Source organism: Pseudomonas nabeulensis (genome assembly GCF_004682045.1).
Lineage (GTDB): Bacteria > Pseudomonadota > Gammaproteobacteria > Pseudomonadales > Pseudomonadaceae > Aquipseudomonas > Aquipseudomonas nabeulensis.
Genome location: NZ_QUZT01000028.1, coordinates 23,693 through 48,828, shown reverse-complemented (window position 1 = coordinate 48,828; position 25,136 = coordinate 23,693). Strand labels below are relative to the sequence as shown.

Annotated in this window: 25 protein-coding genes; 15 read left to right on the top strand and 10 right to left on the bottom strand. The window is 61.3% G+C overall.

Features of this window, described 5'->3' with window-relative positions; translation table 11 throughout:
- Positions 1-73 precede the first annotated feature (73 nt).
- Positions 74-511: an Rrf2 family transcriptional regulator gene (locus DYL61_RS15965; RefSeq protein WP_135309116.1), complete on the top strand. Its 438-nt coding sequence runs from the start codon at positions 74-76 to the stop codon at positions 509-511.
- Here the strand turns inward: DYL61_RS15965 and DYL61_RS15960 are convergent.
- Both DYL61_RS15960 and DYL61_RS15955 read right to left on the bottom strand, forming a co-directional pair.
- Positions 508-1,137 (bottom strand): ribonuclease T2 family protein, encoded by a 630-nt coding sequence (locus DYL61_RS15960; RefSeq protein ID WP_135309115.1) that lies wholly within the window; start codon positions 1,135-1,137, stop codon positions 508-510. The genes DYL61_RS15965 and DYL61_RS15960 overlap by 4 nt on opposite strands.
- 36 nt (positions 1,138-1,173) lie before the next feature.
- On the bottom strand, positions 1,174-2,154 hold the full coding sequence (locus DYL61_RS15955) for a Gfo/Idh/MocA family protein (RefSeq protein WP_135309114.1): 981 nt from the start codon (positions 2,152-2,154) through the stop codon (positions 1,174-1,176).
- 127 nt (positions 2,155-2,281) lie between these two features.
- On the opposite strand from DYL61_RS15955, the gene DYL61_RS15950 reads away from it, so the two are divergent.
- The 12 genes from DYL61_RS15950 to DYL61_RS15895 all read left to right on the top strand — a co-directional run bounded on the left by DYL61_RS15950 (position 2,282) and on the right by DYL61_RS15895 (position 17,247).
- The gene (locus DYL61_RS15950) at positions 2,282-2,644 is read left to right on the top strand and encodes an NUDIX hydrolase (RefSeq protein WP_135309113.1); all 363 of its coding nucleotides are present in this window, start codon (positions 2,282-2,284) and stop codon (positions 2,642-2,644) included.
- Between the two features lie 120 nt (positions 2,645-2,764).
- Positions 2,765-3,046 (top strand): peptidylprolyl isomerase, encoded by a 282-nt coding sequence (locus tag DYL61_RS15945; RefSeq protein WP_010210937.1) that lies wholly within the window; start codon positions 2,765-2,767, stop codon positions 3,044-3,046.
- A 130-nt stretch (positions 3,047-3,176) separates the two neighbouring features.
- Positions 3,177-5,024, top strand: coding sequence for an extracellular solute-binding protein (locus DYL61_RS15940; protein WP_135309112.1), 1,848 nt, complete (start codon positions 3,177-3,179; stop codon positions 5,022-5,024).
- On the top strand, positions 5,024-6,085 hold the full coding sequence (locus DYL61_RS15935; protein WP_135309111.1) for a microcin C ABC transporter permease YejB: 1,062 nt from the start codon (positions 5,024-5,026) through the stop codon (positions 6,083-6,085). The genes DYL61_RS15940 and DYL61_RS15935 overlap by 1 nt, the downstream gene beginning before the upstream one ends.
- On the top strand, positions 6,085-7,107 hold the full coding sequence (locus DYL61_RS15930; RefSeq protein ID WP_167497968.1) for an ABC transporter permease: 1,023 nt from the start codon (positions 6,085-6,087) through the stop codon (positions 7,105-7,107). The genes DYL61_RS15935 and DYL61_RS15930 overlap by 1 nt, the downstream gene beginning before the upstream one ends.
- An 11-nt stretch (positions 7,108-7,118) precedes the next feature.
- On the top strand, positions 7,119-8,693 hold the full coding sequence (locus DYL61_RS15925) for an ABC transporter ATP-binding protein (RefSeq protein ID WP_135309110.1): 1,575 nt from the start codon (positions 7,119-7,121) through the stop codon (positions 8,691-8,693).
- Positions 8,690-10,090: a sigma-54 interaction domain-containing protein gene (locus DYL61_RS15920; protein WP_135309109.1), complete on the top strand. Its 1,401-nt coding sequence runs from the start codon at positions 8,690-8,692 to the stop codon at positions 10,088-10,090. The genes DYL61_RS15925 and DYL61_RS15920 overlap by 4 nt, the downstream gene beginning before the upstream one ends.
- A 288-nt stretch (positions 10,091-10,378) precedes the next feature.
- A complete protein-coding gene (locus tag DYL61_RS15915; protein WP_135309108.1) occupies positions 10,379-11,770 on the top strand; it encodes a GntP family permease in 1,392 nt (463 codons plus the stop codon).
- Between the two features lie 7 nt (positions 11,771-11,777).
- A complete protein-coding gene (locus DYL61_RS15910; protein ID WP_135309107.1) occupies positions 11,778-12,551 on the top strand; it encodes a 3-hydroxybutyrate dehydrogenase in 774 nt (257 codons plus the stop codon).
- 162 nt (positions 12,552-12,713) lie between these two features.
- Positions 12,714-14,672 (top strand): acetoacetate--CoA ligase, encoded by a 1,959-nt coding sequence (locus tag DYL61_RS15905; RefSeq protein WP_135309106.1) that lies wholly within the window; start codon positions 12,714-12,716, stop codon positions 14,670-14,672.
- Between the two features lie 135 nt (positions 14,673-14,807).
- On the top strand, positions 14,808-16,928 hold the full coding sequence (locus tag DYL61_RS15900; protein ID WP_135309105.1) for a PAS domain-containing hybrid sensor histidine kinase/response regulator: 2,121 nt from the start codon (positions 14,808-14,810) through the stop codon (positions 16,926-16,928).
- A 43-nt stretch (positions 16,929-16,971) separates the two neighbouring features.
- On the top strand, positions 16,972-17,247 hold the full coding sequence (locus DYL61_RS15895) for a peptidylprolyl isomerase (protein WP_034098324.1): 276 nt from the start codon (positions 16,972-16,974) through the stop codon (positions 17,245-17,247).
- A gap of 107 nt (positions 17,248-17,354) precedes the next feature.
- Here DYL61_RS15895 and DYL61_RS15890 read toward each other — a convergent pair whose 3' ends face one another.
- The 8 genes from DYL61_RS15890 to DYL61_RS15855 form a co-directional block, all read right to left on the bottom strand.
- The gene (locus DYL61_RS15890) at positions 17,355-18,260 is read right to left on the bottom strand and encodes a sugar kinase (protein WP_135309104.1); all 906 of its coding nucleotides are present in this window, start codon (positions 18,258-18,260) and stop codon (positions 17,355-17,357) included.
- Positions 18,261-18,387: 127 nt separating this feature from the next.
- A complete protein-coding gene (locus DYL61_RS15885; RefSeq protein ID WP_135309103.1) occupies positions 18,388-19,596 on the bottom strand; it encodes an amino acid deaminase in 1,209 nt (402 codons plus the stop codon).
- A 9-nt stretch (positions 19,597-19,605) separates the two neighbouring features.
- Positions 19,606-20,370, bottom strand: a complete 765-nt coding sequence (locus DYL61_RS15880; RefSeq protein ID WP_135309102.1) for an IclR family transcriptional regulator — start codon at positions 20,368-20,370, stop codon at positions 19,606-19,608.
- A 168-nt stretch (positions 20,371-20,538) separates the two neighbouring features.
- Complete coding sequence (locus tag DYL61_RS15875) at positions 20,539-20,928, bottom strand: RidA family protein (RefSeq protein WP_135309101.1); 390 nt, start codon at positions 20,926-20,928, stop codon at positions 20,539-20,541.
- Between the two features lie 15 nt (positions 20,929-20,943).
- On the bottom strand, positions 20,944-21,726 hold the full coding sequence (locus tag DYL61_RS15870; protein WP_135309100.1) for an amino acid ABC transporter ATP-binding protein: 783 nt from the start codon (positions 21,724-21,726) through the stop codon (positions 20,944-20,946).
- The gene (locus tag DYL61_RS15865) at positions 21,723-22,385 is read right to left on the bottom strand and encodes an amino acid ABC transporter permease (protein WP_065907739.1); all 663 of its coding nucleotides are present in this window, start codon (positions 22,383-22,385) and stop codon (positions 21,723-21,725) included. The genes DYL61_RS15870 and DYL61_RS15865 overlap by 4 nt, the downstream gene beginning before the upstream one ends.
- Positions 22,386-22,396: 11 nt before the next feature.
- On the bottom strand, positions 22,397-23,059 hold the full coding sequence (locus DYL61_RS15860) for an amino acid ABC transporter permease (RefSeq protein WP_135309099.1): 663 nt from the start codon (positions 23,057-23,059) through the stop codon (positions 22,397-22,399).
- Positions 23,060-23,105: 46 nt separating this feature from the next.
- A complete protein-coding gene (locus tag DYL61_RS15855) occupies positions 23,106-23,954 on the bottom strand; it encodes a transporter substrate-binding domain-containing protein (RefSeq protein WP_012723817.1) in 849 nt (282 codons plus the stop codon).
- Positions 23,955-24,442: 488 nt separating this feature from the next.
- Between DYL61_RS15855 and DYL61_RS15850 the strand changes: the two genes are divergently transcribed.
- The gene (locus tag DYL61_RS15850; protein ID WP_105699206.1) at positions 24,443-24,691 is read left to right on the top strand and encodes a hypothetical protein; all 249 of its coding nucleotides are present in this window, start codon (positions 24,443-24,445) and stop codon (positions 24,689-24,691) included.
- Between the two features lie 93 nt (positions 24,692-24,784).
- The gene (locus tag DYL61_RS15845) at positions 24,785-25,132 is read left to right on the top strand and encodes a thioredoxin family protein (protein ID WP_135309098.1); all 348 of its coding nucleotides are present in this window, start codon (positions 24,785-24,787) and stop codon (positions 25,130-25,132) included.
- Positions 25,133-25,136 lie beyond the last annotated feature (4 nt).

The following is a 25,136-nucleotide window of genomic DNA, read 5'->3' as shown; positions in this document are numbered from 1 at the left end:
TACTCCGTCAATAGTCTCGCAACTTTTCAGGTTGCGAAGGATACTTCCGTAGGAATCGACCTGAGGTTTTTTGATGAGAAACGACACCCGTCTGTCGCGCATGCTGCACGTGCTGATCCATATGGGACGCCATGAAGGGCGCGCCACCTCGGAAACCATCGCCCAGATGCTCGGCACCAACCCGGTGGTGGTGCGGCGCACCCTCGGGCTGCTCAAGGAAAAAGGCTACGTACGCTCGGAAAAGGGCCATCAGGGCGGCTGGTGCCTGGGCAAGCCCTTGAGTGAAATCACCCTGCTGGACATTCACAATGCCCTGGGCACGCCGTCGATCTTCGCGATTGGCCTGTCCACCGACCATCCGGAATGCCTGGTGGAACAGGCTGTGAATGCCGCGCTCACGGATGCCTTCGAACAGGCCCAGGCGCTGCTGCTCAAGCGCCTGGGCAAAGTCACCCTGGCGCAATTGGCCGAGGATTTCGACGAACGTTATCGCGTCGCAATGTTGCCCTAGCGCTGCGCGGGAATACGAATATCACCGGCGCGGCACTGGGTTTTTACGCTGCGCGGGCAACCGGCGAACGCCAGGTCCTTGGTCAGGCACACCCGCACTTCCGACAGCACCTTGCCTTTGCAAATCACCGCCAGCCCGTGGTTGCCCATGCGAGGGTTACTTTCGCGGAACAGTGCCTCGATCTCACGGGCTTGCAACGAGGGCGGCGTATTGAACGGCTGCAGTTGCTGCGGAATGTTCACCACCCCCAGCGCCGCGTCGGTTTTTTCCAGGTAGGCCAAGGGCCCCAGCCCGCTGCAGCTGCCATGCTTGGCCCATTCGTGGCGCAGCAGAGAGCGGGTAGGGAACAGCGCCGCACCCTTGTCGACCGCTTCACGGCTCAATTGCGCCTGCGGCGCGCACGACGCCGGCCACCCTCCCCGCGCGTACTGCGGCCATAGGCCATGCAACACAAACCCGTAGCCCTTGCCCGAGCACTGTTCGTTGTCCGGGTGCGTCAGGCAAAAGGTGGGTGACCAGGACAACGACAGCACGTAAAAATCAAATTCCCCAGGCGTCCCTTGGCTTCGTGGGGCCGCCATTGCACTTGTGGCCATTACAAGCCACAACGCCATCCAGTATTTCATCCGCATGATCCTTGCAAAGAGAAAACCCTATCGCGCCTAGCCCGGCAGATGGGGGTTACGTTGTAGCACCTTGTCCAGGATTCGATCGGTTTTCAGCGCCTCGATGGCCAACGACGGATGCTCGGCTTCGCCACGAATATGCGCGTTCATTGCCAGCACGTGATGCCACTGGATATGGGCGTGGCACGGCACTTCCAACACTTCATTGACCTCGCCTTCAAGGCGTATCGGCTGATCTTCAAAGACTGAGAACTGGATGCGGCCAAGGCTGCCGATCAGCTCCACCCGGTCTTCGCGACGATCCGCGACAAAGTTCCAGCAGCCCATGCCCAGTGCACCCGAAGTGAACGTCCAGCACGCCGTCACCGCGTCCTCGGCGGCATAACGCCCGGCCTGGCGCGCAGTAAATCCGCTGACTTCAACGATATCGCCCGCCAGGTACTGGAACAGGTCGAACCCATGGCTGGCCAGGTCGGCAAAGTAACCACCACCGGCAATGGCCGGATCGATGCGCCAATTGGCGGCGCTGACATCAGCCGCAGCGGCGGGTTTACACAGGTTCCAGGTCAGTTGGCGCAGTTCGCCGATGCGCCCCTCGCGCAGCCAATCACGCACTTGCTGGAAGCGCGGCAGCGAACGGCGGTAGTAGGACACAAACAAATGCAGGCCGGCACGCTCGAAGGTGCGTTGCATCAACGCACTTTGCTCGGCATTCAGGGACATGGGTTTCTCGACACAGCAATGCTTGCCGGCCGCCGCCACCATCAGGCTGTATTCGAGGTGACTGTCGGGCGGTGTGGCGATGTAGACCGCGTCCACCTCAGGGTCGTCGATCAGCGCCTGGGCGTCGGTGTAGAAACGCGCAATGCCATGGCGCGCCGCATAATCGCGCACGGCGTCCTCACGACGCCCCATCACGGCCACCAGGGCCGAACCTGGCGCTTTATAGAACGCGGGTCCACTCTTTAACTCAGTGACGCTGCCACAGCCGATCATGCCCCAACGTACGGTGGTCATCAGTTCTCCTCGCGGGTTTTCATCAATCGGGCAGTATCCACGTACCGACCGTCCCGTGCCACAACCGCTTAGCATGACAATTGCATTACACTTTTATGACATTCATCCCACTGCGGGGGCACAGACGATGAAAATACGTGCAACAGTCATTTGTGAACACGAGGGGCATATCCTCTTCGTCCGCAAGGCCCGGTCAAAATGGGCCTTGCCGGGCGGCAAGGTCGAACGCGACGAACGTCCGGTGGGCGCTGCCGAACGCGAGCTGCAAGAAGAAACCGGACTGAACGTGGACGGCTTGCTGTATTTGCAGGAGCTGAAGGCGCGCGACACCGTGCATCATGTGTTCGAGGCTTCGGTGGTGAACATCTCCGATGCCCGGCCGCTGAACGAGATCGTCGATTGCCAGTGGCAGGCGTATGGCGCGGTGGATCAACTGGACACTACCGACGCTACCCGGCATATCGTCAAATCCTTTCTGCGCCGCCTGTAGCTTTAATGTGCGTGCCCTGTGTCACCTCGTTAGCCACTCAGACATCCAACGGGAACTTTGCCAGGAAATAACCGCCTGAATCCGGTAGGCTCACCCTTTTCACTCAAGGAGTTACTTCCCATGGCCAAAGCCACCGCCCGTCACATCCTCGTTTCCACTGAAGACAAGTGCAACGAACTCAAGGCCCAAATCGAAGGCGGCGCTGATTTCGCAGAAATCGCCAAAGCCAACTCCAGCTGCCCATCCAGCCGCGACGGCGGTAACCTGGGTTCGTTTGGTCCAGGCCAAATGGTCAAGGAATTCGACACCGTCGTATTCAGCGCCCCGGTCAACACCGTGCAAGGCCCGGTAAAAACCCAGTTCGGCTACCACCTGCTGGAAGTCACCAGCCGCCAGGACTGATTCAGTCTGCGCTGGTGCTTTAAACAACGGCCCGCCTTTTGGTGGGCCGTTGTGCATCTGGTGACTGGCGACGTGCAAGCCAATAGCGTACAAACCCCTATTCTTCTACACGCGGCGTTCAAGGCTGATAATGCGACTGGCTTTTTCTACCCTGTTTAGCTCTACCCTGGCCCTGCTGCTGGCCAGTACCGCCGTGATCGCGGCGCCCCAACCGTACCTGACGGTGTACGGCGAACCGGCCAAGTACCCTGCCGGTTTCACGCATTTTGACTACGCCAATCCCAACGCCCCCAAAGGCGGCAGCCTCAAGCGCTCGGCCATCGAGATCGGGCGCTTTGACCATGTGCTGCCGTATATCGACAAAGGCATCGGCGTGTCCCAGGTCGACGGCTGGCTCTACTCCCCCCTGGCCCAACGCTCCCTCGACGAGCCGTATACGGTCTACGGCCTGGTCGCGGAGAAGATGGAGCGCGCCGACGATGGCCTGTCGCTGCGCTTCTACCTCAACCCCAAGGCACGTTTTGCCGACGGCACGCCCATCACCGCCGAAGACGTGCGCTACAGCTTCGACCTGCTGATGACCCAAGGCAGCCTGCGTTTTCGCACCCTGTTCGCCGACGTCAAGCACGTCGAGGTCGAAGGCGAACGCCAGGTGCGCTTCGACTTTTCCAGCAACGAAAACCGCACCCTGCCCCTGGACATCGCCACCCTGCCGGTCTTCCCCGAGCACTACTGGAAAACCCGCGATTTCGCCAACGGCGGCGGCTACGAGGCCCCGCTCGGCAGCGGCCCTTACAAAATCAGCAAGATCGACTCCGGCAGCACCATTACCTTCACCCGCGATCCGGATTGGTGGGGCAAGGACCTGCCCGTCAGCCGTGGCCTGTACAACTTCAACCAGCTGAGCCTGGAGTATTTCGGCGACACCGAAGTGGCGCGCCAGGTGCTGCGTGGCGGCGCCTACGACTTCAACCGCGAGTTTTCCGCCACCGGTTATTCCATCGGCTACAACGGCCCGGCCCTCGATGATGGCCGCCTGCAACGTGCGCATTTGGCCAAGGAGATGCCGCAACCGGCCCAGGGTTATGTGTTCAACGTGCAAAAACCGATGTTCAAGGACCGCCGCGTGCGCCAGGCCCTGGCGATGCTGTGGGACTTCGAATGGGCCAACCGGCAGATGATGCGCAATATGTACATCCGCCAACAGAGCTTTTTCTCCAACAGTCCCCTGGCCGCCAGCCAACTGCCGACCCAAGAGGAATTGGCGATTCTTGAACCATTGCGCGGCCAAGTGCCCGACGAAGTGTTCACCCAGGTGTTCAAGGCCCCGGTAACCGACGGCAGCGGCATGATCCGCGACAAGCAATTGCAGGCCCTGGCCCTGCTGGAACAAGCCGGCTGGACACCCAAGGGCGACAAACTGGTCAACGCCGAAGGCGAGCCGCTGGAATTCACCTTCCTCAATGCCCAAGCCGGCATGGAGCGCCTGTTGCTGCCGTACAAGCGCAACCTGGCGCAGATCGGCATCACCCTGAATATCCGCCGCATCGACTCCTCCCAGTACGTGAACCGGATCATGGCCCGCGACTACGACATGATCGTCATTGGCTTTCCGGTCAGCACGTCTCCGGGGATGGAGCTGTACAACTACTTCGGCTCGGACGCCGCCTTTGACCCCGGCGCCAACAACTACATGGTGCTCCAGGACCCGGCCGTCGACAGCCTGATCAAAGGCCTGGTCAAGGCCGACACCCAGGCGCAGATGCTCACCTACGCCCACGCCCTGGACCGCGTGCTGCAATGGAGCTACCTGTGGATTCCAAACTTCTACCCACCGGGCACCTCCGCCGCGTGGTGGAACCGCTTCGGCCGGCCCGCCATCGAGGCGAAGAACGATGAAGCCCTGGAAACCTGGTGGGAGATCAGCCCCACGCCGCTGACCAACGAACAGATGAAACAACGCACAGGGAGCCACTGATGTTTGCTTATATCGTGCGGCGCCTGCTGCTGATCATCCCGACGCTGGTGATCATCCTCTTGGTGAACTTCGTGATCGTCCAAGCCGCACCGGGTGGCCCGGTGGAACAGGCTATCGCCCACCTGCAAGGCGTCGGCGGCGGCGGTATCGGTGGTTCCGGTGGCGAAGGCCCCAGCACCGGCTCCCGTGCCAGCCGTGGCCTGGACCCGAAGCTGATCAAGGACATCGAAAAGCAATACGGCTTCGACAAGCCCGCCCCGGAACGTCTGTGGCTGATGCTCAAGAACTATGCCCAGTTGGACTTCGGCAACAGCTTCTTTCGCGGCAAGACCGTGATCGACCTGATCCTCGAAAAAATGCCGGTCACCATTTCCCTTGGTCTGTGGGCCACGCTGATCACCTACCTGGTGTCGATCCCCCTGGGGATTCGCAAGGCGGTGCGTCACGGCAGCAGCTTTGATGTGTGGAGCAGCACCGCCATCGTCATCGGCTATGCGATGCCGGCATTTCTGTTTGCGATGTTCCTGATCGTGGTCTTCGCCGGGGGCACTTCGCTGAACTGGTTCCCGGTGCGCGGCCTGGTCTCGGAGAACTTCGACGAGCTGAGCACCGTGGGCAAGATCGCCGACTACTTCTGGCATCTGGTCCTGCCGGTGTCGTCGCTGGTGATCGGCGGCTTCGCCACCTTGACCATCCTCACCAAAAACTCGTTCCTCAATGAAATCACGCGCCAGTACGTGGTGACCGCCCGCGCCAAAGGCCTGAGTGAAAGACGGGTGCTATACGGCCACGTGTTTCGCAACGCCATGTTGCTGGTGATCTCCGGCATCCCCCAGGCGTTTATCGCGGTGTTCTTTGCCGGTTCCCTGCTGATCGAGGTGATCTTCTCCCTCGACGGCCTGGGCCGCATGAGTTACGAAGCCGCGCTGTCCCGGGATTACCCGGTGGTGTTCGGTTCGCTGTTTATCTTCACGCTCTTCGGCCTCTTGATAAAACTTATCGGTGACCTCTGCTACACCCTGGTGGACCCGCGTATCGACTTCGCCGCGAGGAACGCCTGATGCTTAATCTGTCCCCTGTAGCCCGTCGACGTTTCGAACGGTTCAAGAAGAACCGGCGCGGCTGGTGGTCACTGTGGCTGTTTATTGGCCTGTTTATCCTGACCCTCGGCGGCGAATTGATCGCCAATGACAAACCTCTGGTGCTGAGCTTCAAGAACGAGCTGTATTTCCCGGTGTTCAAGCGCTACACCGAGCAGCAATTCGGTGGTCAGCTGCCGTTCCAGGCCGACTACCGCAGTGACTACGTGCAAAAGCTGATCAAGCAGGACGGCGGCTGGATGCTGTTTCCGCCAATCCCGTTCAGTGAAGACACACCCAACTACGAACTGACCCGCCCTGCCCCCAGCCCGCCCTCGGCGGTGAACTGGCTGGGCACCGATGACCAGTCGCGGGATGTGTTGGCACGGGTGATCTTTGGCGCGCGGGTGTCGATCCTGTTTGCCCTGGCGCTCACCGCCATCAGCGCGGCGATCGGCATTGCGGCGGGCGCGTTGCAGGGCTACTACGGCGGCTGGGTCGACCTGATCGGCCAGCGCGTGCTGGAGGTGTGGTCGGGGCTGCCGGTGCTGTACCTGCTGATCATCCTGTCGGGGTTTGTCGAGCCGAATTTCTGGTGGTTGCTGGGGATCATGGCGCTGTTTTCCTGGCTGGCCCTGGTGGACGTGGTGCGCGCCGAGTTTCTCCGAGGGCGCAACCTGGAATACGTCAAGGCCGCACGGGCCCTGGGTTTGGGCGACGGCAAGATCATCCGCCGGCATATCCTGCCCAACGCCATGACCGCCACCTTGAGCTACCTGCCATTTATCCTGACCGGTGCGATTTCCACCTTGAGCGCCCTGGACTTCCTTGGCTTCGGCATGCCCGCAGGCAGCGCGTCCCTGGGCGAACTGATCGCCCAGGGCAAGCAGAACCTGCAAGCGCCGTGGCTGGGGCTGACGGCGTTTTTCACACTGGCGCTGATCCTGTCGCTGCTGGTCTTTATCGGCGAGGCATTGCGTGATGCCTTCGACCCACGCTCATGAGTGACGGCGAGATGAACCTGATCGAAATTCGCGACCTCAGCGTCGCTTTCAGCGGCCAGACCGTGGTGCGCACTCTCAGTCTGGATGTACGCCCCGGCGAATGCCTGGCACTGGTGGGCGAGTCGGGCTCGGGCAAGTCGGTGACCGCCCACTCGATCCTGCAACTGCTGCCCGAGGCTGGCACTCAAACCACGGGGTCCATTCGTTACCGTGGCCAGGAGTTGGTGGGCGCCTCGGCATCCACCTTGCAAAAACTGCGCGGCGACCGCATCGCAATGATCTTCCAGGAGCCCATGACCTCCTTGAACCCGCTGCACAGCATCGAAAAGCAGATCGGCGAAACCCTGCTGCTGCACAAGGGCCTGGGAGGCAAGGCCGCGCAAGCGAGGATCCTGGAGTTGTTGGACCTGGTGGGCATCCAGCATCCCGAAAAACGCCTCAAGGCCTACCCCCACCAACTGTCCGGCGGGCAACGCCAGCGCGTGATGATCGCCATCGCCCTGGCCTGCGAGCCGGAACTGCTGATCGCCGACGAACCCACCACGGCGCTGGATGTGACCGTGCAGCGCAAGATCCTGCTGCTGCTCAAGTCCCTGCAACAACGCCTGGGCATGTCATTGTTGCTGATCAGCCATGACCTCAACCTGGTGCGCAGCATTGCCCAGCGCGTGTGCGTGATGAAGGCCGGTGAGATCGTCGAACAGGCCGATTGCCAGACCCTGTTCAACGCGCCGCAACATCCCTACAGCCGCCTGTTGCTGGACGCAGAGCCCGCGGGCGATGCGTTGTGCAGCGATGAACGCGAGACGGTGTTGCAAGTGGATGACCTGACCGTGCAATTCCCCCTCGGCGGTGGCCTGTTCCAGCGCAAGACCTACTTGCGCGCCGTGGATGGCATCAGCCTCAGCGTGCAGCGCGGCAAGACCTTGGGCATCGTCGGCGAGTCCGGCTCGGGCAAGTCCACGCTGGGCCAGGCGATCCTGCGCCTGCTGGACTCCACCGGCAGCATTCGCTTCCAGGGTGAAGCCCTCGACCCGCTCAATCATCAGCAAATGCGCCCGTGGCGCAAACAGATGCAAGTGGTGTTTCAAGACCCTTACGGCAGCCTCAGCCCGCGCATGACCGTGGAGCAGATCATCAGCGAAGGCCTGGAGGTGCATGCGCCGTGCAGCCTGGCCGAGCGCGACGCACAAGTGGTGCAGGTGCTCAAGGATGTGGGCCTCGACCCAGAAACGCGCCACCGCTACCCCCATGAATTCTCCGGCGGCCAGCGCCAACGCATCGCCATCGCCCGCGCGCTGGTGCTGAAACCGGCGCTGATGCTGCTGGACGAACCCACCTCGGCCCTGGACCGTACGGTGCAAAAACAAGTGGTGGCATTGCTGCGTGAGCTGCAAGAGAAGTACGGCCTGACCTACCTGTTTATCAGCCACGACCTGGCGGTGGTACGGGCCATGGCCCATGACATGCTGGTGATCAAGGACGGCAAGGTGGTGGAGGCTGGCGCGAGCCATCAGGTGTTTGATGCGCCGCAGCATCCGTACACCCAGGAGCTGTTGGCGGCGGCCTGCGGGCTGTCGACATGAGTACCCGCCTCACGGATTACCAACAGGTTCGCGGCCTCGCGATCCAGTCGCTGTTCGAGATCATCGAGCAGTCCAGCGAAGGCACGGTGATTGTCGACCGCGACGCGAACATCGTGTGGATGAACGAGCGCTACGCCAAGCGTTTCGGCCTGAAAAGCGCCGACGAAGCCATCGGCCAGCCGTGCGAACAGGTGATCGCCAACAGCCTGTTGCGCCAAGTGGTGCGCAATGATCAGCCGATCCTGCTGGATATTCAGGACACGCCCAAAGGCCCGTTGGTGGTGATGCGCCTGCCGATCCACGACGATGCCGGCGCGGTGATCGGCGCCATCGGCTTTGCGCTGTTTGATGAGCTGCGCAACCTGTCGCCGTTGATCGAACGCTACCTGAGCATGCAGCAGGAGTTGGCCTCGACCCGTTCGTTGTTGCGCTCACGCCAGAGCAAGTACAACTTCGCGCACTTTATCGGCACCAGCGCTGCCAGCCTCGAAGTAAAACGCCGCGCACGGCGCAGTGCCAGCGCCGACTCGCCGGTGTTGCTGCTGGGGGAAACCGGCACCGGCAAGGAGTTGCTGGCCCAGGCGATTCACGGCGCGTCAAACCGCGCGCACAAGGCGTTTGTCAGCATCAACAGTGCGGCGATTCCCGCCGACCTGCTGGAAGCAGAGTTTTTCGGCACCGCACCGGGCGCGTTTACCGGCGCCGACCGCAAGGGCCGTCCCGGCAAGTTTCAGATTGCCCAGGGCGGCACGCTATTCCTCGATGAAATCGGCGATATGCCCCTGCCGCTGCAAAGCAAATTGCTGCGGGTGTTGCAGGAAAAGGAATTCGAGCCGGTGGGCTCCAACGAAATGCTGCACAGCGATGTGCGCGTGATTGCCGCCACGTCGATGGACCTGGAAGCGGCGATCAAGCGCGGCGAGTTTCGCGCGGATTTGTATTACCGGCTAAATGTGCTGCCGATCCAGGTCCCGCCGTTGCGCGAGCGGCTGGACGATATTCCGGCGCTGAGCGAAGCGATTCTGGAGGAACTGCGCAGCCAGCATGAGCTGGACCGTGAAGCCCTGGCGTTGCTGGCACAGCATGCATGGCCGGGGAATATTCGTGAGCTGCGCAATGTGCTGGAGCGGGCGGCGTTGTTGAGTGATGACCTGGTGTTGAATGCCCAGGACCTGCGCGCCGCCATCGGCACATTTACGCCTGTGGAGCGCAATGCCGTGGCGTCGTTTGAAGGGGAGCATTTCAGTGCGGCGCGGGAGCGGTTTGATCGGCAGGTCATTGCAGCGGCGCTGAGTGCCTGCGAGGGGAATGTGGTGGAAGCGGCCAAGCGGTTGGGGCTGGGGCGGTCGACGTTGTACAAGAAGATGGTGGCGTTGGGCATCGCCCAGTCTCTTTAAGGAGACTCAACTCTCAAAAACAAGACACTCTAATGTGGGAGGGGGCTTGCCCCCGATGAGGGAGTGTCAGTTGGCACATGGGACAGCTGACACACTGCTATCGGGGGCAAGCCCCCTCCCACATTTGCCCTCATTTGTCTCGAGATAGAGACACCATTCGAAATTCAGATTTAAACTTCGAAAAAAAACCTTTTATTTCAATAAGTTAGTGATTTGGCACACATCTCGCTATAGCCCCTTCCTACAGCAACACCCCACAACAATAACAATCCGATCTGGAGACACTCCATGAGTGTAATCATCGCCCTGGCAGCCCTGGCGCTGCTGATGCTGGCTGCCTACCGTGGCTATAGCGTTATCCTGTTTGCCCCCATCGCCGCCCTCGGCGCGGTGCTGCTCACCGACCCGTCCGCCGTCGCCCCTGCCTTTACCGGGGTGTTTATGGAAAAGATGGTCGGCTTTATCAAACTGTATTTCCCGGTGTTCCTGCTCGGTGCAGTGTTCGGCAAGCTGATTGAGCTATCGGGCTTTTCCCGTTCGATTGTGGCCGCCGCGATCCGCCTGCTCGGCACTCGCCAGGCGATGCTAGTGATCGTGTTGGTCTGCGCTCTGCTCACCTACGGCGGCGTGTCGCTGTTTGTGGTGGTGTTTGCGGTGTACCCGTTCGCCGCCGAGATGTTTCGCCAGAGCAATATTCCCAAGCGCCTGATCCCGGCAACCATCGCCCTGGGTGCGTTCTCGTTCACCATGGACGCCCTGCCCGGCACGCCGCAGATCCAGAACATCATGCCCAGCACCTTTTTCAACACCACTGCCTGGGCCGCGCCGTGGCTGGGGCTGATCGGCACGATCTTTGTGTTCTGCACCGGCATGCTGTACCTGGCGCGCCAGCGCAACAAGGCGCAGCGGGCGGGTGAAGGCTATGGCACCGAGTTGCGCAACGAGCCGGAAACGGCGGACAACCTGGCCCTGCCCAACCCCTGGATCGCGCTGTCGCCGTTGATTCTGGTGGGCGTGATGAACCTGCTGTTCACCCACTGGATTCCGCAGTGGTACGGCAAGACCCACAGCCTCAGCCTGCCGGGCATGAGCGCGCCGGTCACCACCGAAATCGCCAAGCTCACCGCCATCTGGGCGGTGCAGGCGGCATTGCTGGTGGGCATTGTCATGGTACTGGTGTTTGGCTGGTCGGCAATCAAGAGCAAGCTCGCCGAAGGCAGCAAAAGCGCGGTCAGCGGCGCGTTGCTGGCGGCGATGAACACCGCGTCGGAATACGGTTTTGGTGCGGTGATCGCGTCTCTTCCGGGCTTTCTGGTGCTGGCGGACTGGCTCAAGGGCATCCCCAACCCGCTGGTCAACGAAGCGATTACCGTGACCCTGCTGGCCGGCATCACCGGTTCTGCCTCGGGCGGCATGAGCATCGCCCTGGCGGCCATGTCCGAAAGCTTTATTTCGGCGGCCCATGCGGCCAATATCCCCCTTGACGTGCTGCACCGCGTCGCGGCCATGGCCAGTGGCGGCATGGACACCCTGCCCCACAACGGCGCGGTGATCACGCTGCTGGCGGTCACCGGCCTGACCCACCGCGAAGCCTACAAGGACATTTTCGGCATCACGATCATCAAGACCCTTGCGGTGTTCGTGGTGATCGGTACTTTCTACGCCACCGGCATTGTGTGAGGTTTGTATGACGACATTGAACGGCAAGACCGCCCTGGTTACCGGCTCCACCAGCGGCATCGGCTTGGGCATTGCGCTGAGCCTGGCCAAGGCCGGCGCCAACCTGATCCTCAACGGCTTCGGCGACGCCAGCGCGGTGATCGCCCAGGTGCAGGCATTCGGCGGCAAGGTCGGCCATCACCCGGCGGACGTCAGCGACCCGGCACAGATCGCCGATATGATCGCCTATGCCGAGCGTGAATTTGGCGGCGTGGATATCCTGGTCAACAACGCCGGGATCCAGCATGTGGCGGCGGTGGAGGATTTTCCGGCAGAGCGCTGGGACTCGATTATCGCGATCAACCTGTCCTCGGTGTTCCACAGCACGCGCTTGAGCTTGCCGGAAATGAAGGCCAAGGGCTGGGGGCGGATCGTCAATATCGCCTCGGTGCATGGCCAGGTCGGTTCGGTGGGCAAGGCGGCGTATGTAGCGGCCAAGCATGGCGTCATCGGCTTGACCAAGGTGGTGGGCCTGGAAACGGCCACCAGCAATGTGACCTGCAACGCCATCTGCCCCGGCTGGGTGCTGACGCCGCTGGTGCAGAAGCAGATTGATGATCGTGCGGCCAAGGGTGTGAGCGCGCAGCAGGCCCAGCATGATTTGCTGGCGGAGAAGCAGCCGTCGCTGGAGTTTGTGACGCCGCCGCAGTTGGGGGAACTCGTACTGTTCCTGTGCAGTGAAGCCGGCAGCCAGGTGCGTGGCGCCGCGTGGAACATTGATGGCGGTTGGTTGGCTCAGTAACCCCAGACACTGGAGATTCAAATGTGGGAGGGGGCTTGCCCCCGATGAGGGAGTGTCAGCTGATACATGTGGTGCCTGATGCACCGCAATCGGGGGCAAGCCCCCTCCCACATTGGTCCTCCATTGGCTGGTTGATTTCATACAAGAACAAGAGATGTATTTATGTCCGACATCCTCTGGCAACCCTCCCCGGAACGCATCGCCACCACGCGCATGGACCAGTTCCGCCGCTACATCAACGAGCGCTACAACCTCCAGCTCGCCGACTACCCCGCCCTGCACCAGTGGAGCATCGACCAACGCCCCGACTTCTGGCAGGCCATCGTCGCGTTCTTCGACGTGCACTTTCGCAGCCCGCCCACCGAGACCTTGATCGAAGGCACTGAAATGCCCAGCGCCCAGTGGTTCCCCGGCGCCACCCTGAACTTCGCCGAACATCTGCTGCGCCGTCGCGACGATCACCCTGCCGTGGTGGCCGTCAGCGAAGACGGCCAGCGCGAACAACTGACCTACGCCGAACTGGCCGCCCATGTGGCAGGCCTACAGAAAAGCCTGCGGGCTGCTGGCGTGACCCAAGGCGACCGGGTGGCCGCGTGCATGCCCAACACCTGGCAAACCCTGGTCGGCATGCTCGCCACCACCAGCCTCGGCGCGATCTGGTCGTGTTCTTCGCCCGACTTCGGCACCCAAGGCGTGATCGACCGTTTTGGCCAGATCGAGCCCAAGGTGCTGATCACCTGCGCCGGGTATCGGTATGCCGGCAAAGAGATCGACCAGACCGCCAAGCTCAATGAAATCCTTGAGCGCCTGCCGTCCCTGGAGCAACTGATCATCGTGCCGTATGCCAAACCCCAGGCACGGGTCGAGGACTATCGCACCCATGCCAGGATCGCGCTGTGGAGCGATTTCTACCCACCCGGCGGTGCGCCGGATTTTGTCGCGGTGCCCTTCGACCACCCGCTGTACATCCTGTATTCCAGCGGCACCACCGGCGTGCCCAAGTGCATCATCCACGGCACCGGCGGCGTATTGCTCACGCACCTGAAAGAACACGGCCTGCACGCCGACCTGAGCCGCGACGACTGCCTGTTCTACTACACCACCTGCGGCTGGATGATGTGGAATTGGCTGGTGTCGGTGCTGGCCATCGGCGCCACGGCAGTGCTGTATGACGGCTCGCCGTTTCACCCAGGAGCGGAACGCTTGATCGACTTGATTGACGCAGAAAAGATCAACGTCTTCGGCACCAGCCCCAAGTTTCTCGCCACCCTGGAAAAAGCCGGCTTGCAACCACGACTCAGCCATGACCTGGGCAGCCTCAAGGGGTTGATATCCACCGGTTCACCGCTGTCGCCGCAGAGCTATGACTACGTGTACCGCGAGATCAAAAGCGAGCTGTGCCTGTCCTCCATGTCCGGCGGCACGGATATCGTTTCCTGCTTTGTGATCGGTAACCCGGTGCTGCCGGTACGACGCGGCGAGATGCAGTGCAAGAGCCTGGCGATGGCCATCGAGGTCTGGGACGACCAGGGCCAATCGTTGGTCGGTGAGAAAGGTGAGCTGGTGTGCACCCGGCACTTCCCGGCGATGCCAATCGGCCTCTGGAATGATCCGGACCAGAAGAAGCTGCGGGCCTCGTATTTCAGCCAGTTTCCCGGCGTGTGGGCTCAGGGTGACTACGCCGAGCAACGGCCAAACGGCAGCCTGCTGATTCATGGGCGTTCCGACGCGGTGCTCAACCCTGGCGGCGTACGCATCGGCACGGCCGAGATCTATCGCCAGGTGGAAAAAGTCCCGCAGGTGCTGGAAAGCCTGGCCATCGGCCAACGCTGGCAGGACGACGTGCGCGTGGTGCTGTTTGTGCGCCTCGACGATGGCGTCGAGCTGGATGACGCGCTGCAACAGCACATCCGCCAGGTTATCCGCGCCAACACCACGCCACGGCATGTGCCGGCGAAGATCGTCGCTGTCATGGATATCCCCCGCACCATCAGTGGGAAAATCGTCGAATTGGCGGTGCGTAATGTCGTACACGGCGAACCCGTGAAAAACACCGATGCGCTGGCCAACCCGCAGGCACTGGAGGCGTTTCGCAATCGCCCTGAATTGGCTGATGGATGAAAGGTTTCAGCCCTGACACACGCGTTTGAAGACAAATCCCCAATGCATGCTATTTTTCGGGGGTAGTCACCTGTTCACCCCTCACGGGATAATGGGTGTTGTCATCTTTCAAAGCGTTACGCTCAGGGCTTTTACATGAAGGAAACATCCACCGTCAGCGAAACCGCCGCATTGATTGCGCGGTTGGACTGGGCACACAGCCCGCTCGGTGAGGCCAACGATTGGCCGCAAAGCCTGCGCACCGCGGTGGACATCGTCGTCCACTCGCCGATGCCCATGTTGCTGCTATGGGGCAGCCAACTCACCCAACTCTACAACGACGGCTTCGCCGCGCTCGCGGGCAACAAGCACCCTGAGGCCCTCGGCCAACCGGCGCACCAGACGTGGCCGGAACTGGAGAGCTTCACCGGGCCGATCTACGAGGCGGTGCTCGACGGCCAGGTACGCACCTTCACCGAACAGCGCTTTATCCTGCAACGCAACAATCGCGACACCGAAATCTGGCTGGACCTGACCTACAGCCCGATTCGCGATGAAAGCGCCCGCGTGGCCGGTATCCTGGTCACCGCCATCGAGACCAACGAACGCCGCAAGGCCCGGCACAACACCGAGCAACGCCTGCAACTGGCACTGGCGGCGACCGACGCAGTGGGCACCTGGGATTGGGATATCGGCGAAGACCGCTTTATCGCCGATGCCCACTTTGCCTACCTGCACGGCGTCGACCCCAGCGAATCCGGCCAACTGCCCATCAGCGAATACCTGCACGGCGTGCACCCCGAAGACCGTGGCATGGTGGCGCGCAGCATCAAGCACTGCATCACCTTCGGCACTGAATACGCCGAGGAATACCGCCTGATGCAAGCCAACGGCCAGGTACGCTGGGTGTTTGCCCGAGGGCGTTGCTACAAAGACCATCAAGGCCGGCCGGCACGTTTCCTTGGCGCCGCCTTGGACCTGACCGAGCGCAAACACACCGAGCAGGCCCTGCTCAACCTCAACGAAACCCTCGAAGAGCGCGTAGCCCAGCGCACCCAGGCGCTGGCGGAGGCCAACCAGCGTCTGCAAAACGAGATGTTCGAACGCGAGCGCGCCGAAGATGCCCTGCGCCATGCGCAAAAGATGGAAGCCGTGGGCCAGCTCACCGGCGGCATCGCCCACGACTTCAACAATATGCTCACCGGCATCATCGGCAGCCTGGATCTGATGCAGCGCTATATCGCCGCCGGGCGCAGCGACGAGATCGGGCGTTTTACCGATGTGGCCGTGTCGTCGGCCCATCGTGCGGCGGCCCTCACCCACCGCTTGCTGGCGTTCTCGCGGCGCCAGTCACTGGACCGACGTCCGCTGGACCCAAACCAGTTAGTGGTGTCTCTGGAAGACTTGTTCCGCCGCACCAAAGGCGCACATATCAGCCTCAAGATGCAACTGGGTCGGGATATCTGGCCAGTCAATACCGATGCCAGCCAACTGGAAAACGCTCTGCTCAACCTGGTGATCAACGCCCGCGACGCCATGCCCGATGGCGGCGAACTGCTGATCGAAACCGCCAACAGCTACCTGGACGGCACCGACATCACCACGATTGAACCGGTTAAAGCCGGCGACTACGTGATGCTCGGCGTGTGCGACAACGGCACGGGTATGGCGCCGAAGATCCTCGCCAAGGCGTTCGACCCGTTCTTCACCACCAAGCCCATCGGGCAGGGCACCGGCCTGGGCCTGTCGATGATCTACGGCTTTGCCCAGCAATCCGGGGGGCATGTGACCATTCACAGCGAACCGGGCCAGGGCACGTGTGTACGCCTTTACTTGCCGCGCCTGCATGGCACCTCGCTGGAATGCACGCTGCCCGCCACCTCAAGCGAAGCGCCGGTGGCCCTGGCCGGTGAAGCCGTGGTGGTAGTCGAGGACGACCCGGCGGTGCGCATGCTGGTGGTCAATGTGCTGGATGAACTGGGCTACACCGCGCACCAAGCGGCGGATGCACGCACGGCGCTGCCGTTGCTGGAGTCGGACTTGCGCGTGGACTTGCTGGTGACCGACGTCGGCCTGCCGGGCATGAATGGCCGGCAACTGGCGGAAATCGCCCGCCAGCATCGCCCAGGCCTGCGCGTCTTATTCATGACCGGCTATGCGGAAAAAGCCGCCGAGCGCCAGGGTTTCCTGGAGGACGGCATGGACATGGTGGCCAAGCCGTTTTCCATTGACCTGCTGGCCACGAAAATCCGCAGCATGATCAACGTCGTCGAATGAGTTCAGGCATAATCGCGCGCCGTCGCCCACCTGGTAGAGATCAATGAAAGCCCAAGCCCGTCATATCCTGGTGAAAACCAGCGAAGAAGCCGAACAACTCAAGCAGCGCATTGCCAAGGGCGAAGCCTTTGATGTGCTGGCCAAGAAGTACTCCACCTGCCCATCGGGCAAACGTGGCGGGGACTTGGGCGAGATTCGGCCGGGGCAAATGGTGGGAGCGATTGATGCGGTGATCTTCAAGAAGCCGCTGCGGGTGGTGCATGGGCCGATCAAGAGCAAGTTTGGGTATCACTTGGTGCAGGTGTTTTACCGGGATTGAGGGTTTGGCTCAAGACCGCTATCGGGGGCAAGCCCCCTCCCACACTGGATTGGGGGCACAGTCAAATGTGGGAGGGGGCTTGCCCCCGATCCGCCACAGGCGGCCATTCACCGCGGAATCAAAGCCCCCGCCACCTGAATCACCCGACTCGCCAACCGATGCCCAGCGACCGCTGCCTGCTCCGGCGAGCCCCCCTTCAACCGACAAGCCAAATACGCCGCACTGAACGAATCCCCCGCCGCCGTGGTATCCACCACCTTCTCAACCTTCATCGCCGGCACCGCAAACCGCTCACCTGCGCAACGCATCAAACACGCATCCGCGCCACGCTTGAGCACCACTTCTTCAATCTGTGGATACGCCGCAAACACCTGCTCACTGTCGGCATAACCAAACAACGCCCGCTCGTCATCCTCGGTCAGCAAGGCGATATCCACCTGCGTCAATACCCGGTGATACGCCGCGCGGGCAGCCTCGACATTCGCCCACAAACGCGGCCGATAGTTGTTGTCGAAGACCACCTTGCCGCCCCGCCGTCGGGTTTCAATCAGCGTTTGCAACAAGCGTTCACGTCCGATGTCCCCCAGCACCGCCAGGGTGATACCGCTGAAATACACCACGTCGTAATCCGGCAACGCTGCCAGGATCGGTTCGGCGGCGGGCGTGGTGAAGCAGTCGCGCACGGCGGCTTCGTTGCGCCAATAGAGAAATTTACGCTCGCCGTTGGCATCGGTCTGGATGCAGTACAAACCCGGCAAGCGTCCGGGCAGGCGCTGGACCATGCCCAGGCCTAGACCTTCATCCGTCCATTGCTGGCACATGGCGTCGCTGAAGCTGTCGTCGCCCAGCGCAGTCACGTAATCGACATGGCCGATGTCGCCCAGCTCCCGGCGCAGATACACCGCCGCGTTCAGGGTGTCGCCGCCGAAGCTCTGGTACAGGCTGCCGTCGGCGCGGTGTTGCAGTTCGATCATGCATTCGCCGATGAGGGCGATTCTTGGGTGGGTGGTCATGGCTAGCATCTCGGGTGGGGCTGATGGCCTCATCGGGGGCAAGCCCCCTCCCACATTGACCGGGTTTTATCTGAAAGAATGCGGTCCAGTGTGGGAGGGGGCTTGCCCCCGATGGGAGCGACTCGGTCTAGAAGCAGGTATGCAAACTCTCGATCACCTGCAACTGCTCGTCCACCAAACACCCCACCTGCCACTTGTCAAAGGTCAGGCACGGATGCGAAGTGCCAAAGGTAATGATGTCGCCAATACGCAACTCCACCCCCGGCGCCACGGTCATGAACGCATGTTGGTCCATCACTGCGGTGACCTTGCACTCGCCGACGTCATCACCTTCTGCCGGCAAGATCCCCGCCTTGTAGCGCTTGAGCGGCACCGGCAATCCGGCGTCGTAGGCCACATCGCGCTTGCCCAGGGCGATCACGGCGAAGCCTGGCTCGGGCAACGATTGCACATGGGCCCAAACCTCCAGCGCCGGGCGCAGGCCTTCGCTGAGGTCGCTGCGGCGATCAAGCACGCAGCATTGCGCGTCCTTGTAGATGCCATGGTCATGGGCCACGTAGCTGCCAGGGCGCAACACACTGAGGAAGCGGCCAGCGGCGTTTTGCGCTTCGAAAGACTCGGCAATCAGGTCATACCAGGCCGAACCCGAGGCGGTGATGATCGGCTTGGGCAGGTCGAAGGAGCCGTTGTTCTGCAGGTCCACCGCCAAACGCACCAGGCTCGCGGCAAAGTCGCGAATACCGCTGATGGCATGCTCGCCGTGAATCACGCCTTCATACCCTTCGATGCCGGTCAGGGCCAGCGCGGGTTGGGCCTTGATCGCCTTGGCCAGCTCACGCACCTCCTGCTCGCTGCGGCACCCGCAACGGCCACCAACCACGCCGTATTCGATCATCACGTTCAGGCGCAGGCCACGGGCGGCAAAGAACAGGCCCAGGTCGGCAACGTTGTCCGGGTGATCGACCATGCAGTGGAAATCAAAATTCTGGTCGGCCAACAAGTCGGCGATCAACGCCATGTTCGGCGCGCCCACCAGTTGGTTGGCCATCAACACCCGGCGCACGCCACCGGCATAGGCGGCGCGGGTTTGCACGGCATTGGCTAGGGTGATGCCCCAGGCGCCTGCCTCGATCTGACGCTGGAACAGCGCCGGCATCATGCTGGTCTTGCCATGGGGCGCAAGCTCGGCGCCGCTGTTGCTGACGAAGTCCTGCATCCAACGGATATTGTGTTCCAGCGCGTCGCGGTGCAGCACCAGGGCCGGCAGGCTGACGTCGCGGACCAGATGGGCGCCAACGGCGGCAGCGCCCTTTTCAACGGCATTGATGGCAGACATGAAATGCTCCTATTCGTTGATGCGACGGGCCAGGTGGTTGGCGCTTTCGATCAACACCCGGCGATAGTCGTTGTAGTTGTTAATGGCATCGGCCCGGGGGGCGACGATGCACAAGGTCGCAATGCTGACACCCTGCGCGTCCCGCACCGGGGCGGCAAAGCAGTGGGTGAAGGTGTCGGCCACGCTGTCGAAGGAAAAGAAACCATCGAGGGTGGCCTGGCGGATTTGCGCCAGGAAGGTATCCAGCGGCAAACGCTGGCCGTCCGGCAGGATAAAGTCGTCGTGGTCGATCAGGTCGACAATCTGCTGGTCACTCAGGTGCCCCAGCAACAGGCGCCCGGAGGCGGTCCAGGGGATCGGTGCGTTCTCGCCGATATCCGAAGAAATGCGGAAATGTCGCTCCCCTTCACGCATCAGTGCCACCGTGTATTTGCGCCCGTTGAGCAGGCACATCTGCGCGGTCTCACGGGTTTGGCTGACGATCTCCTGCAAGGCATGGTCGGCCTCGCGGGTCAGGTCGAAATGACGCAGGTGGGCCTGACCCAGGAAATACAGTTGGCGACCTAGGTAAACGTGGCCGTCCTTGCCGACGGTTTCCAGAATGCGCCGCTCAAGCAGCGACGCGACCAATTCGTAGACCGTGGACTTGGGGCTGCCGATGCCGCTGGCGATATCGTTCGGGCGCAGCGGCTGGCCGATTTCCTTGAGAAAATCGAGGATATCGAACGCGCGGTCCAGGCCTTTGGCGCGGCGTTTGATGGTGTCTTCGGTCATGGCAGTTTGCGTCCGGTCAAAATTCTAGGGTCTGGCTTCGATCCACTGTGGGAGGGGGCTTGCCCCCGATGAGGGAGTGTCAGTTGATGCCTCTGGCGGCTGACACACTGCTATCGGGGGCAAGCCCCCTCCCACATTTGATCTGCGGTGATCTCAAGAGTGGGGCATTTAGCCTTTTTTCTTGTAGGCCACGCAATCGATCTCCACCTTGCAATCCACCATCATATTGGCCTGCACACAGGCCCGTGCCGGTGCATGTTCCGGGGTGAAGTATTCACTGAACACCTTGTTGAAACTCCAGAAGTCCCGTGGGTCTTCCAGCCATACGCCGACACGCACCACGTCCTTCAATTCGTAACCGGCCTCTTCAAGGATCGCCACCACATTGCGCATAGTCTGGCGGGTCTGCTCGACGATCCCGCCCTGGATGATTTCACCGTCCACCGCTGGCACCTGGCCCGACACGTACAACCAACCGTCCGCTTCCACTGCACGGGCGAACGGACGTGGCTGGCCACCGCCGGCGGTGCTGCCGGTGCCGTAACGAGTAATGCTCATAAAAGTTGCTCCTGATTAAAAACGAATATTCTTCAAAAATTCCGCGAGCCGTGGCGACTGCGGACGCTCAAAAATGTCTTTCGATGAACCCTGCTCTTCAATGCGGCCCTGGTTCATAAAGACGATTTTGTCCGAGACTTCATAGGCAAAGCGCATTTCGTGAGTGACCAACAACATGGTCATGCCTTCCTCCGCCAGGCCCTTGATCACGCTGAGCACTTCGCCCACCAACTCCGGGTCGAGGGCCGAGGTGACTTCATCGAACAGCATCAGGCTCGGGTTCATCGCAATGGCGCGGGCAATTGCCACACGCTGTTGCTGGCCGCCCGACAGCTGGCCGGGAAAGTGGTTACGGCGCTCCAACAGGCCGACACGCTCCAGCCATTTTTCCGCGAGGGCCACGGCCTCGTCCTTGCTCATCTTCTTGACCTTGAGCAGGCCGAGGGTGACGTTTTGCAACGCGGTCAAATGCGGGAACAGGTTGAACTGCTGAAACGCCATGCCCGTCATCGCACGGTGCTGGGCAATCACCCGCTCGGGATGACGCACGCGCTTGCCGGCGATGTCGCTGTAGCCGATGGACTCGCCGTCCAGGGTGATCTGCCCGCCCTGGAACTCTTCCAGCAGGTTCACGCAACGCAGCAGCGTGGTCTTGCCCGAGCCGCTGGAGCCGATCAGGGTCACCACGTTGCCGCGCTGCATGGTCAAGTCGACGCCCTTAAGCACCTCGACCTCGCCGTATTGCTTACGCAGGCCACGAATATTCAACAGCGGTTGCTGGGTTTGAGGTTGGTTCATGGCAAGGCCACCCGCTTTTCAATGTAGCGCCCGAATAACTCGATGGCGTAGTTGATGACAAAGAACATAAAGCCTGCGAACAGGTAGAACTCCAGGGTCATGAAGGTGCGTGCGATGACTTGCTGGGTGCTCAGCAGCAACTCGGCCACGCCGATCACCGAGAGCAAGGTGGAGGCCTTGACGATTTCCGTAGAGGAATTGACCCAGGTCGGCAGGATCTGGCGCAGCGCCTGTGGCAGCAGCACGTAGCCCAGGGACTGGTAGAACGTCAGGCCAATCGCCTTGCCCGCCTCCAGTTGCCCACGGGGAATGGCTTGCAGTGCACCGCGCACGATTTCCGAGACGTGGGAGCCGCAAAACAGCGTCAACCCCACCGCACCGGCCTGGAACGCGCTGATCTGCCAACCCAGTGCCGGCAGCATGTAGAAACACGCCAGCACCAGCACAAACACCGGCGTGCCGCGGATCAAATCCACGTACAGGCGAAACGGTGCGCGCATCCAGAACTTGCCATAGGTCAGGATCAACCCGGCGACGATGCCGATCAGGGTGCCGAAGATAATCGCCAGCGCCGACACATAAACGCTGGCCTGAAAGCCCGCCCACAACGTATCGCGGGCGATCCACAACTCATGCAGCCAGCTTGGGGACTCGTACATGACCGCCCTCCTTAACGACGGATCGCCAGACGCTGTTCCAGGTAACGGAGCAGCATGGCAATGAGGTAACAGGCAGCCACGTAGAGCGCAGTCGTGACCAGCCAGGTTTCAATCACCCGGTAGCTTTCGACATTGATCTTGCGGGCGTAATAGGTCAGCTCCGGCACCGCAATCGCAGCGGCCAGCGAGGTGTCCTTGAACAGCGAAATAAAGTTGTTCGACAAGGCTGGCAGCACGTTGCGCAGCATCACCGGCACGGTGATGTAGGCGCGGATACGCCATTCGCCCAGACCAATGGCCAAGCCGGCTTCACGCAAGCCCTTGGGAATATTCAACAGCCCGGCGCGGAATACTTCGGTCAGGTAGGCACCGGCGTATAACGACAGGGTGATGATGAACGAAGGGATTTTATCGAGGCGAATCCCCAACGACGGCAACGCAAAGTAGATCAACAGGATCAGCACGAGAATCGGCGTATTGCGCACCACCGTCACATACACCGAAGCGAAAACTCGCAACGCGCGGTGCCTGGACAGCATGGCAAACGCCATCATCAGGCCGATCACGCAACCGATGGCGATCGACAGCAATGCCAGTTGCAGGCCCAACCCGAGCCCCGCCAGCAAGGTGTCGAAATCGCGCCATACGGCGGCAAAGTTCAACTGATAGTTCATGGTCAGCAGTACCTGAATGGGGCGTCGTCACCGACGCCCCGGTTATTCACTTGAATTCCACCGGGAAACCAATCGCCGGTTCCGGCAGGTCCACGCCGAACCATTGTTTGAACGAAGCTTTGTAAGTGGGGAACTCCACACCGGTCATGGCTTCATGCAGGGCGGTGTTGACGAAGTTCAGCCAATCCTGGTCGCCGCGCTTGACCGCGCACGCGTAGGTTTGCGGGCTCCAGGCATAAGCTGGGCTGCGATAGCGACCGGGGTTCTGCACCATCAGGTATTTGACCGAGGATTGGTCGGTGGCGGCGGCATCGGCACGGCCGGAGTTCACGGCCTGGTACATCAGGTCGACGCTGTCGTATTGGTCGACCTTGGCCTTGGGCAGCGCCTGGTGCACCAGTTCTTCGGCGTACACGTTTTGCAGCACGGCCACGGTCACGCCATCGCCGGCGGCTTGCAGGTCTTCGATCTCTTTGTACTTGCTGTTGTTCGGCAGCAGCAGGCCCACGCCTTCGCGGTAGTACGGCAGGGTGAATGCAACCTGCTGGGCACGGCTGGCGGTGACGGTAATGAACTGGCAACTCATGTCGACCTTGTCGGTCAGCAGGTTGGGAATCCGGGCGTCAGAAGACTGCACCACAAACTCGACCTTGCTCGGGTCGTTGAACAAGCCCTTGGCCACAATGCGGCCGATGTCGATATCAAACCCCTGCAACTTGCCATCCGCTCCCTGGAAGTGCCACGGCGCATTGGTACTGCCTGTACCCACGATCAGGTGCCCACGCTTGAGCACATCATCGAGCTTGCTGTCCGCCGCCTGTACCACGCTTGCGAGGGAAGCCGATGCGGCGAAGAGAAAAACACACGCTTTGAATACGGAAGGTCGGTGATGCATGACAAGCACTCCAGGGTCTGTGTATTCCGCTATACCGGAACATAGTATGTAACAACGGAATAGACAGCAGAAAGTGTGCCACACGCAGTAACAGAAAAATATGCACCGGATAAAAAGCTTATAAATCAGAGGGATGACCAGGCCTGTGCGGCAAGCGGTGAAGCACGCGTGTGATTTCACATTGCTACGCAACGCCCCACAACGGCGTTACCCCGCATCGTTGCAGTGCACACACTGTGTGGAAAAATGCCCGTGCTGGGCTAGCCTTGCCCCAACGACACAAACCGACCGCAGTTGTAGTGAGCGGGCTTGCCCCGCGCTGGGGGGCGAAGCCGCCCTACACCCAGGCACCTCGGTGTTTCAGTAAGACCGAGGTGGATGGATTTGGGGCGGCTTCGCCCCCCAGCGCGGGGCAAGCCCGCTCACTACAGACTGCGATTACCGGGGTGAAGCCTTGCCCCATCCCTGCTGACATGGTGCCCTTCCTGATGAAGCTGCGTTTTATCCTGCTGTTGTTTTCCTTCCTGCTGGCCGGCAACGCCTTGGCCAGCAACGACCGCCGTGAGTGCAAGCTGGAACTGCGCAAGCTCAACGACGCCCTGAGCACCAACTACACCAGCCAAAACCACCACGGCTACCGCAAGGCCAAGGCCTCCCGGGACAACGAGGAATACAAGAAATGCGCGAGCCAGGCGCGCAAGGCCCGTGAGCGGCTGGAGCGTGATCGCGACGCGTGACCTGACCTGTGAAGGTTGACAGTAGACCGTACCGATCTCTCGGTTTAGCGTGCCCAAAGCTGCCTTATAGGCCTTATGCACAAGGAGATCGTCATGGGTATAGCAACAGCGGTTATCGCCAGCGCCGAGGAATATCAGCAAGTGCTGGCGGCGCACCCCATTGTGTTCATGCTGTTTGTCTCGCAGCACTGCCCGGCCTGCGCAGACGCCGGGCCGTTGTTTGAGCGGGTTGCCGCCCAATACGCGGGTAACGTGAAAAGCCTGGTACTGGACACCGCAGAGACGCCCAGGCATCCCGAGGTCACCGGCACGCCCACGCTGCTGGTGTTCAAGAACGCCCGACAAGTCGAAAAGCTCAGGGGACTCGGTGCCTGGGAAGACCAGGAAGACACATTGAAGGAGGTATTTGAGCGCCATGCCATGACCACCGTTGCCGGCTGAGCCA

Coding starts and splice junctions, on each gene's coding strand:
- DYL61_RS15965 (WP_135309116.1), top strand. CDS start 74: ATGAGAAACGACACCCGTCTGTCGCGCATGCTGCACGTGCTGATCCAT.
- DYL61_RS15960 (WP_135309115.1), bottom strand. CDS start 1,137: ATGAAATACTGGATGGCGTTGTGGCTTGTAATGGCCACAAGTGCAATG.
- DYL61_RS15955 (WP_135309114.1), bottom strand. CDS start 2,154: ATGACCACCGTACGTTGGGGCATGATCGGCTGTGGCAGCGTCACTGAG.
- DYL61_RS15950 (WP_135309113.1), top strand. CDS start 2,282: ATGAAAATACGTGCAACAGTCATTTGTGAACACGAGGGGCATATCCTC.
- DYL61_RS15945 (WP_010210937.1), top strand. CDS start 2,765: ATGGCCAAAGCCACCGCCCGTCACATCCTCGTTTCCACTGAAGACAAG.
- DYL61_RS15940 (WP_135309112.1), top strand. CDS start 3,177: ATGCGACTGGCTTTTTCTACCCTGTTTAGCTCTACCCTGGCCCTGCTG.
- DYL61_RS15935 (WP_135309111.1), top strand. CDS start 5,024: ATGTTTGCTTATATCGTGCGGCGCCTGCTGCTGATCATCCCGACGCTG.
- DYL61_RS15930 (WP_167497968.1), top strand. CDS start 6,085: ATGCTTAATCTGTCCCCTGTAGCCCGTCGACGTTTCGAACGGTTCAAG.
- DYL61_RS15925 (WP_135309110.1), top strand. CDS start 7,119: ATGAACCTGATCGAAATTCGCGACCTCAGCGTCGCTTTCAGCGGCCAG.
- DYL61_RS15920 (WP_135309109.1), top strand. CDS start 8,690: ATGAGTACCCGCCTCACGGATTACCAACAGGTTCGCGGCCTCGCGATC.
- DYL61_RS15915 (WP_135309108.1), top strand. CDS start 10,379: ATGAGTGTAATCATCGCCCTGGCAGCCCTGGCGCTGCTGATGCTGGCT.
- DYL61_RS15910 (WP_135309107.1), top strand. CDS start 11,778: ATGACGACATTGAACGGCAAGACCGCCCTGGTTACCGGCTCCACCAGC.
- DYL61_RS15905 (WP_135309106.1), top strand. CDS start 12,714: ATGTCCGACATCCTCTGGCAACCCTCCCCGGAACGCATCGCCACCACG.
- DYL61_RS15900 (WP_135309105.1), top strand. CDS start 14,808: ATGAAGGAAACATCCACCGTCAGCGAAACCGCCGCATTGATTGCGCGG.
- DYL61_RS15895 (WP_034098324.1), top strand. CDS start 16,972: ATGAAAGCCCAAGCCCGTCATATCCTGGTGAAAACCAGCGAAGAAGCC.
- DYL61_RS15890 (WP_135309104.1), bottom strand. CDS start 18,260: ATGACCACCCACCCAAGAATCGCCCTCATCGGCGAATGCATGATCGAA.
- DYL61_RS15885 (WP_135309103.1), bottom strand. CDS start 19,596: ATGTCTGCCATCAATGCCGTTGAAAAGGGCGCTGCCGCCGTTGGCGCC.
- DYL61_RS15880 (WP_135309102.1), bottom strand. CDS start 20,370: ATGACCGAAGACACCATCAAACGCCGCGCCAAAGGCCTGGACCGCGCG.
- DYL61_RS15875 (WP_135309101.1), bottom strand. CDS start 20,928: ATGAGCATTACTCGTTACGGCACCGGCAGCACCGCCGGCGGTGGCCAG.
- DYL61_RS15870 (WP_135309100.1), bottom strand. CDS start 21,726: ATGAACCAACCTCAAACCCAGCAACCGCTGTTGAATATTCGTGGCCTG.
- DYL61_RS15865 (WP_065907739.1), bottom strand. CDS start 22,385: ATGTACGAGTCCCCAAGCTGGCTGCATGAGTTGTGGATCGCCCGCGAT.
- DYL61_RS15860 (WP_135309099.1), bottom strand. CDS start 23,059: ATGAACTATCAGTTGAACTTTGCCGCCGTATGGCGCGATTTCGACACC.
- DYL61_RS15855 (WP_012723817.1), bottom strand. CDS start 23,954: ATGCATCACCGACCTTCCGTATTCAAAGCGTGTGTTTTTCTCTTCGCC.
- DYL61_RS15850 (WP_105699206.1), top strand. CDS start 24,443: ATGAAGCTGCGTTTTATCCTGCTGTTGTTTTCCTTCCTGCTGGCCGGC.
- DYL61_RS15845 (WP_135309098.1), top strand. CDS start 24,785: ATGGGTATAGCAACAGCGGTTATCGCCAGCGCCGAGGAATATCAGCAA.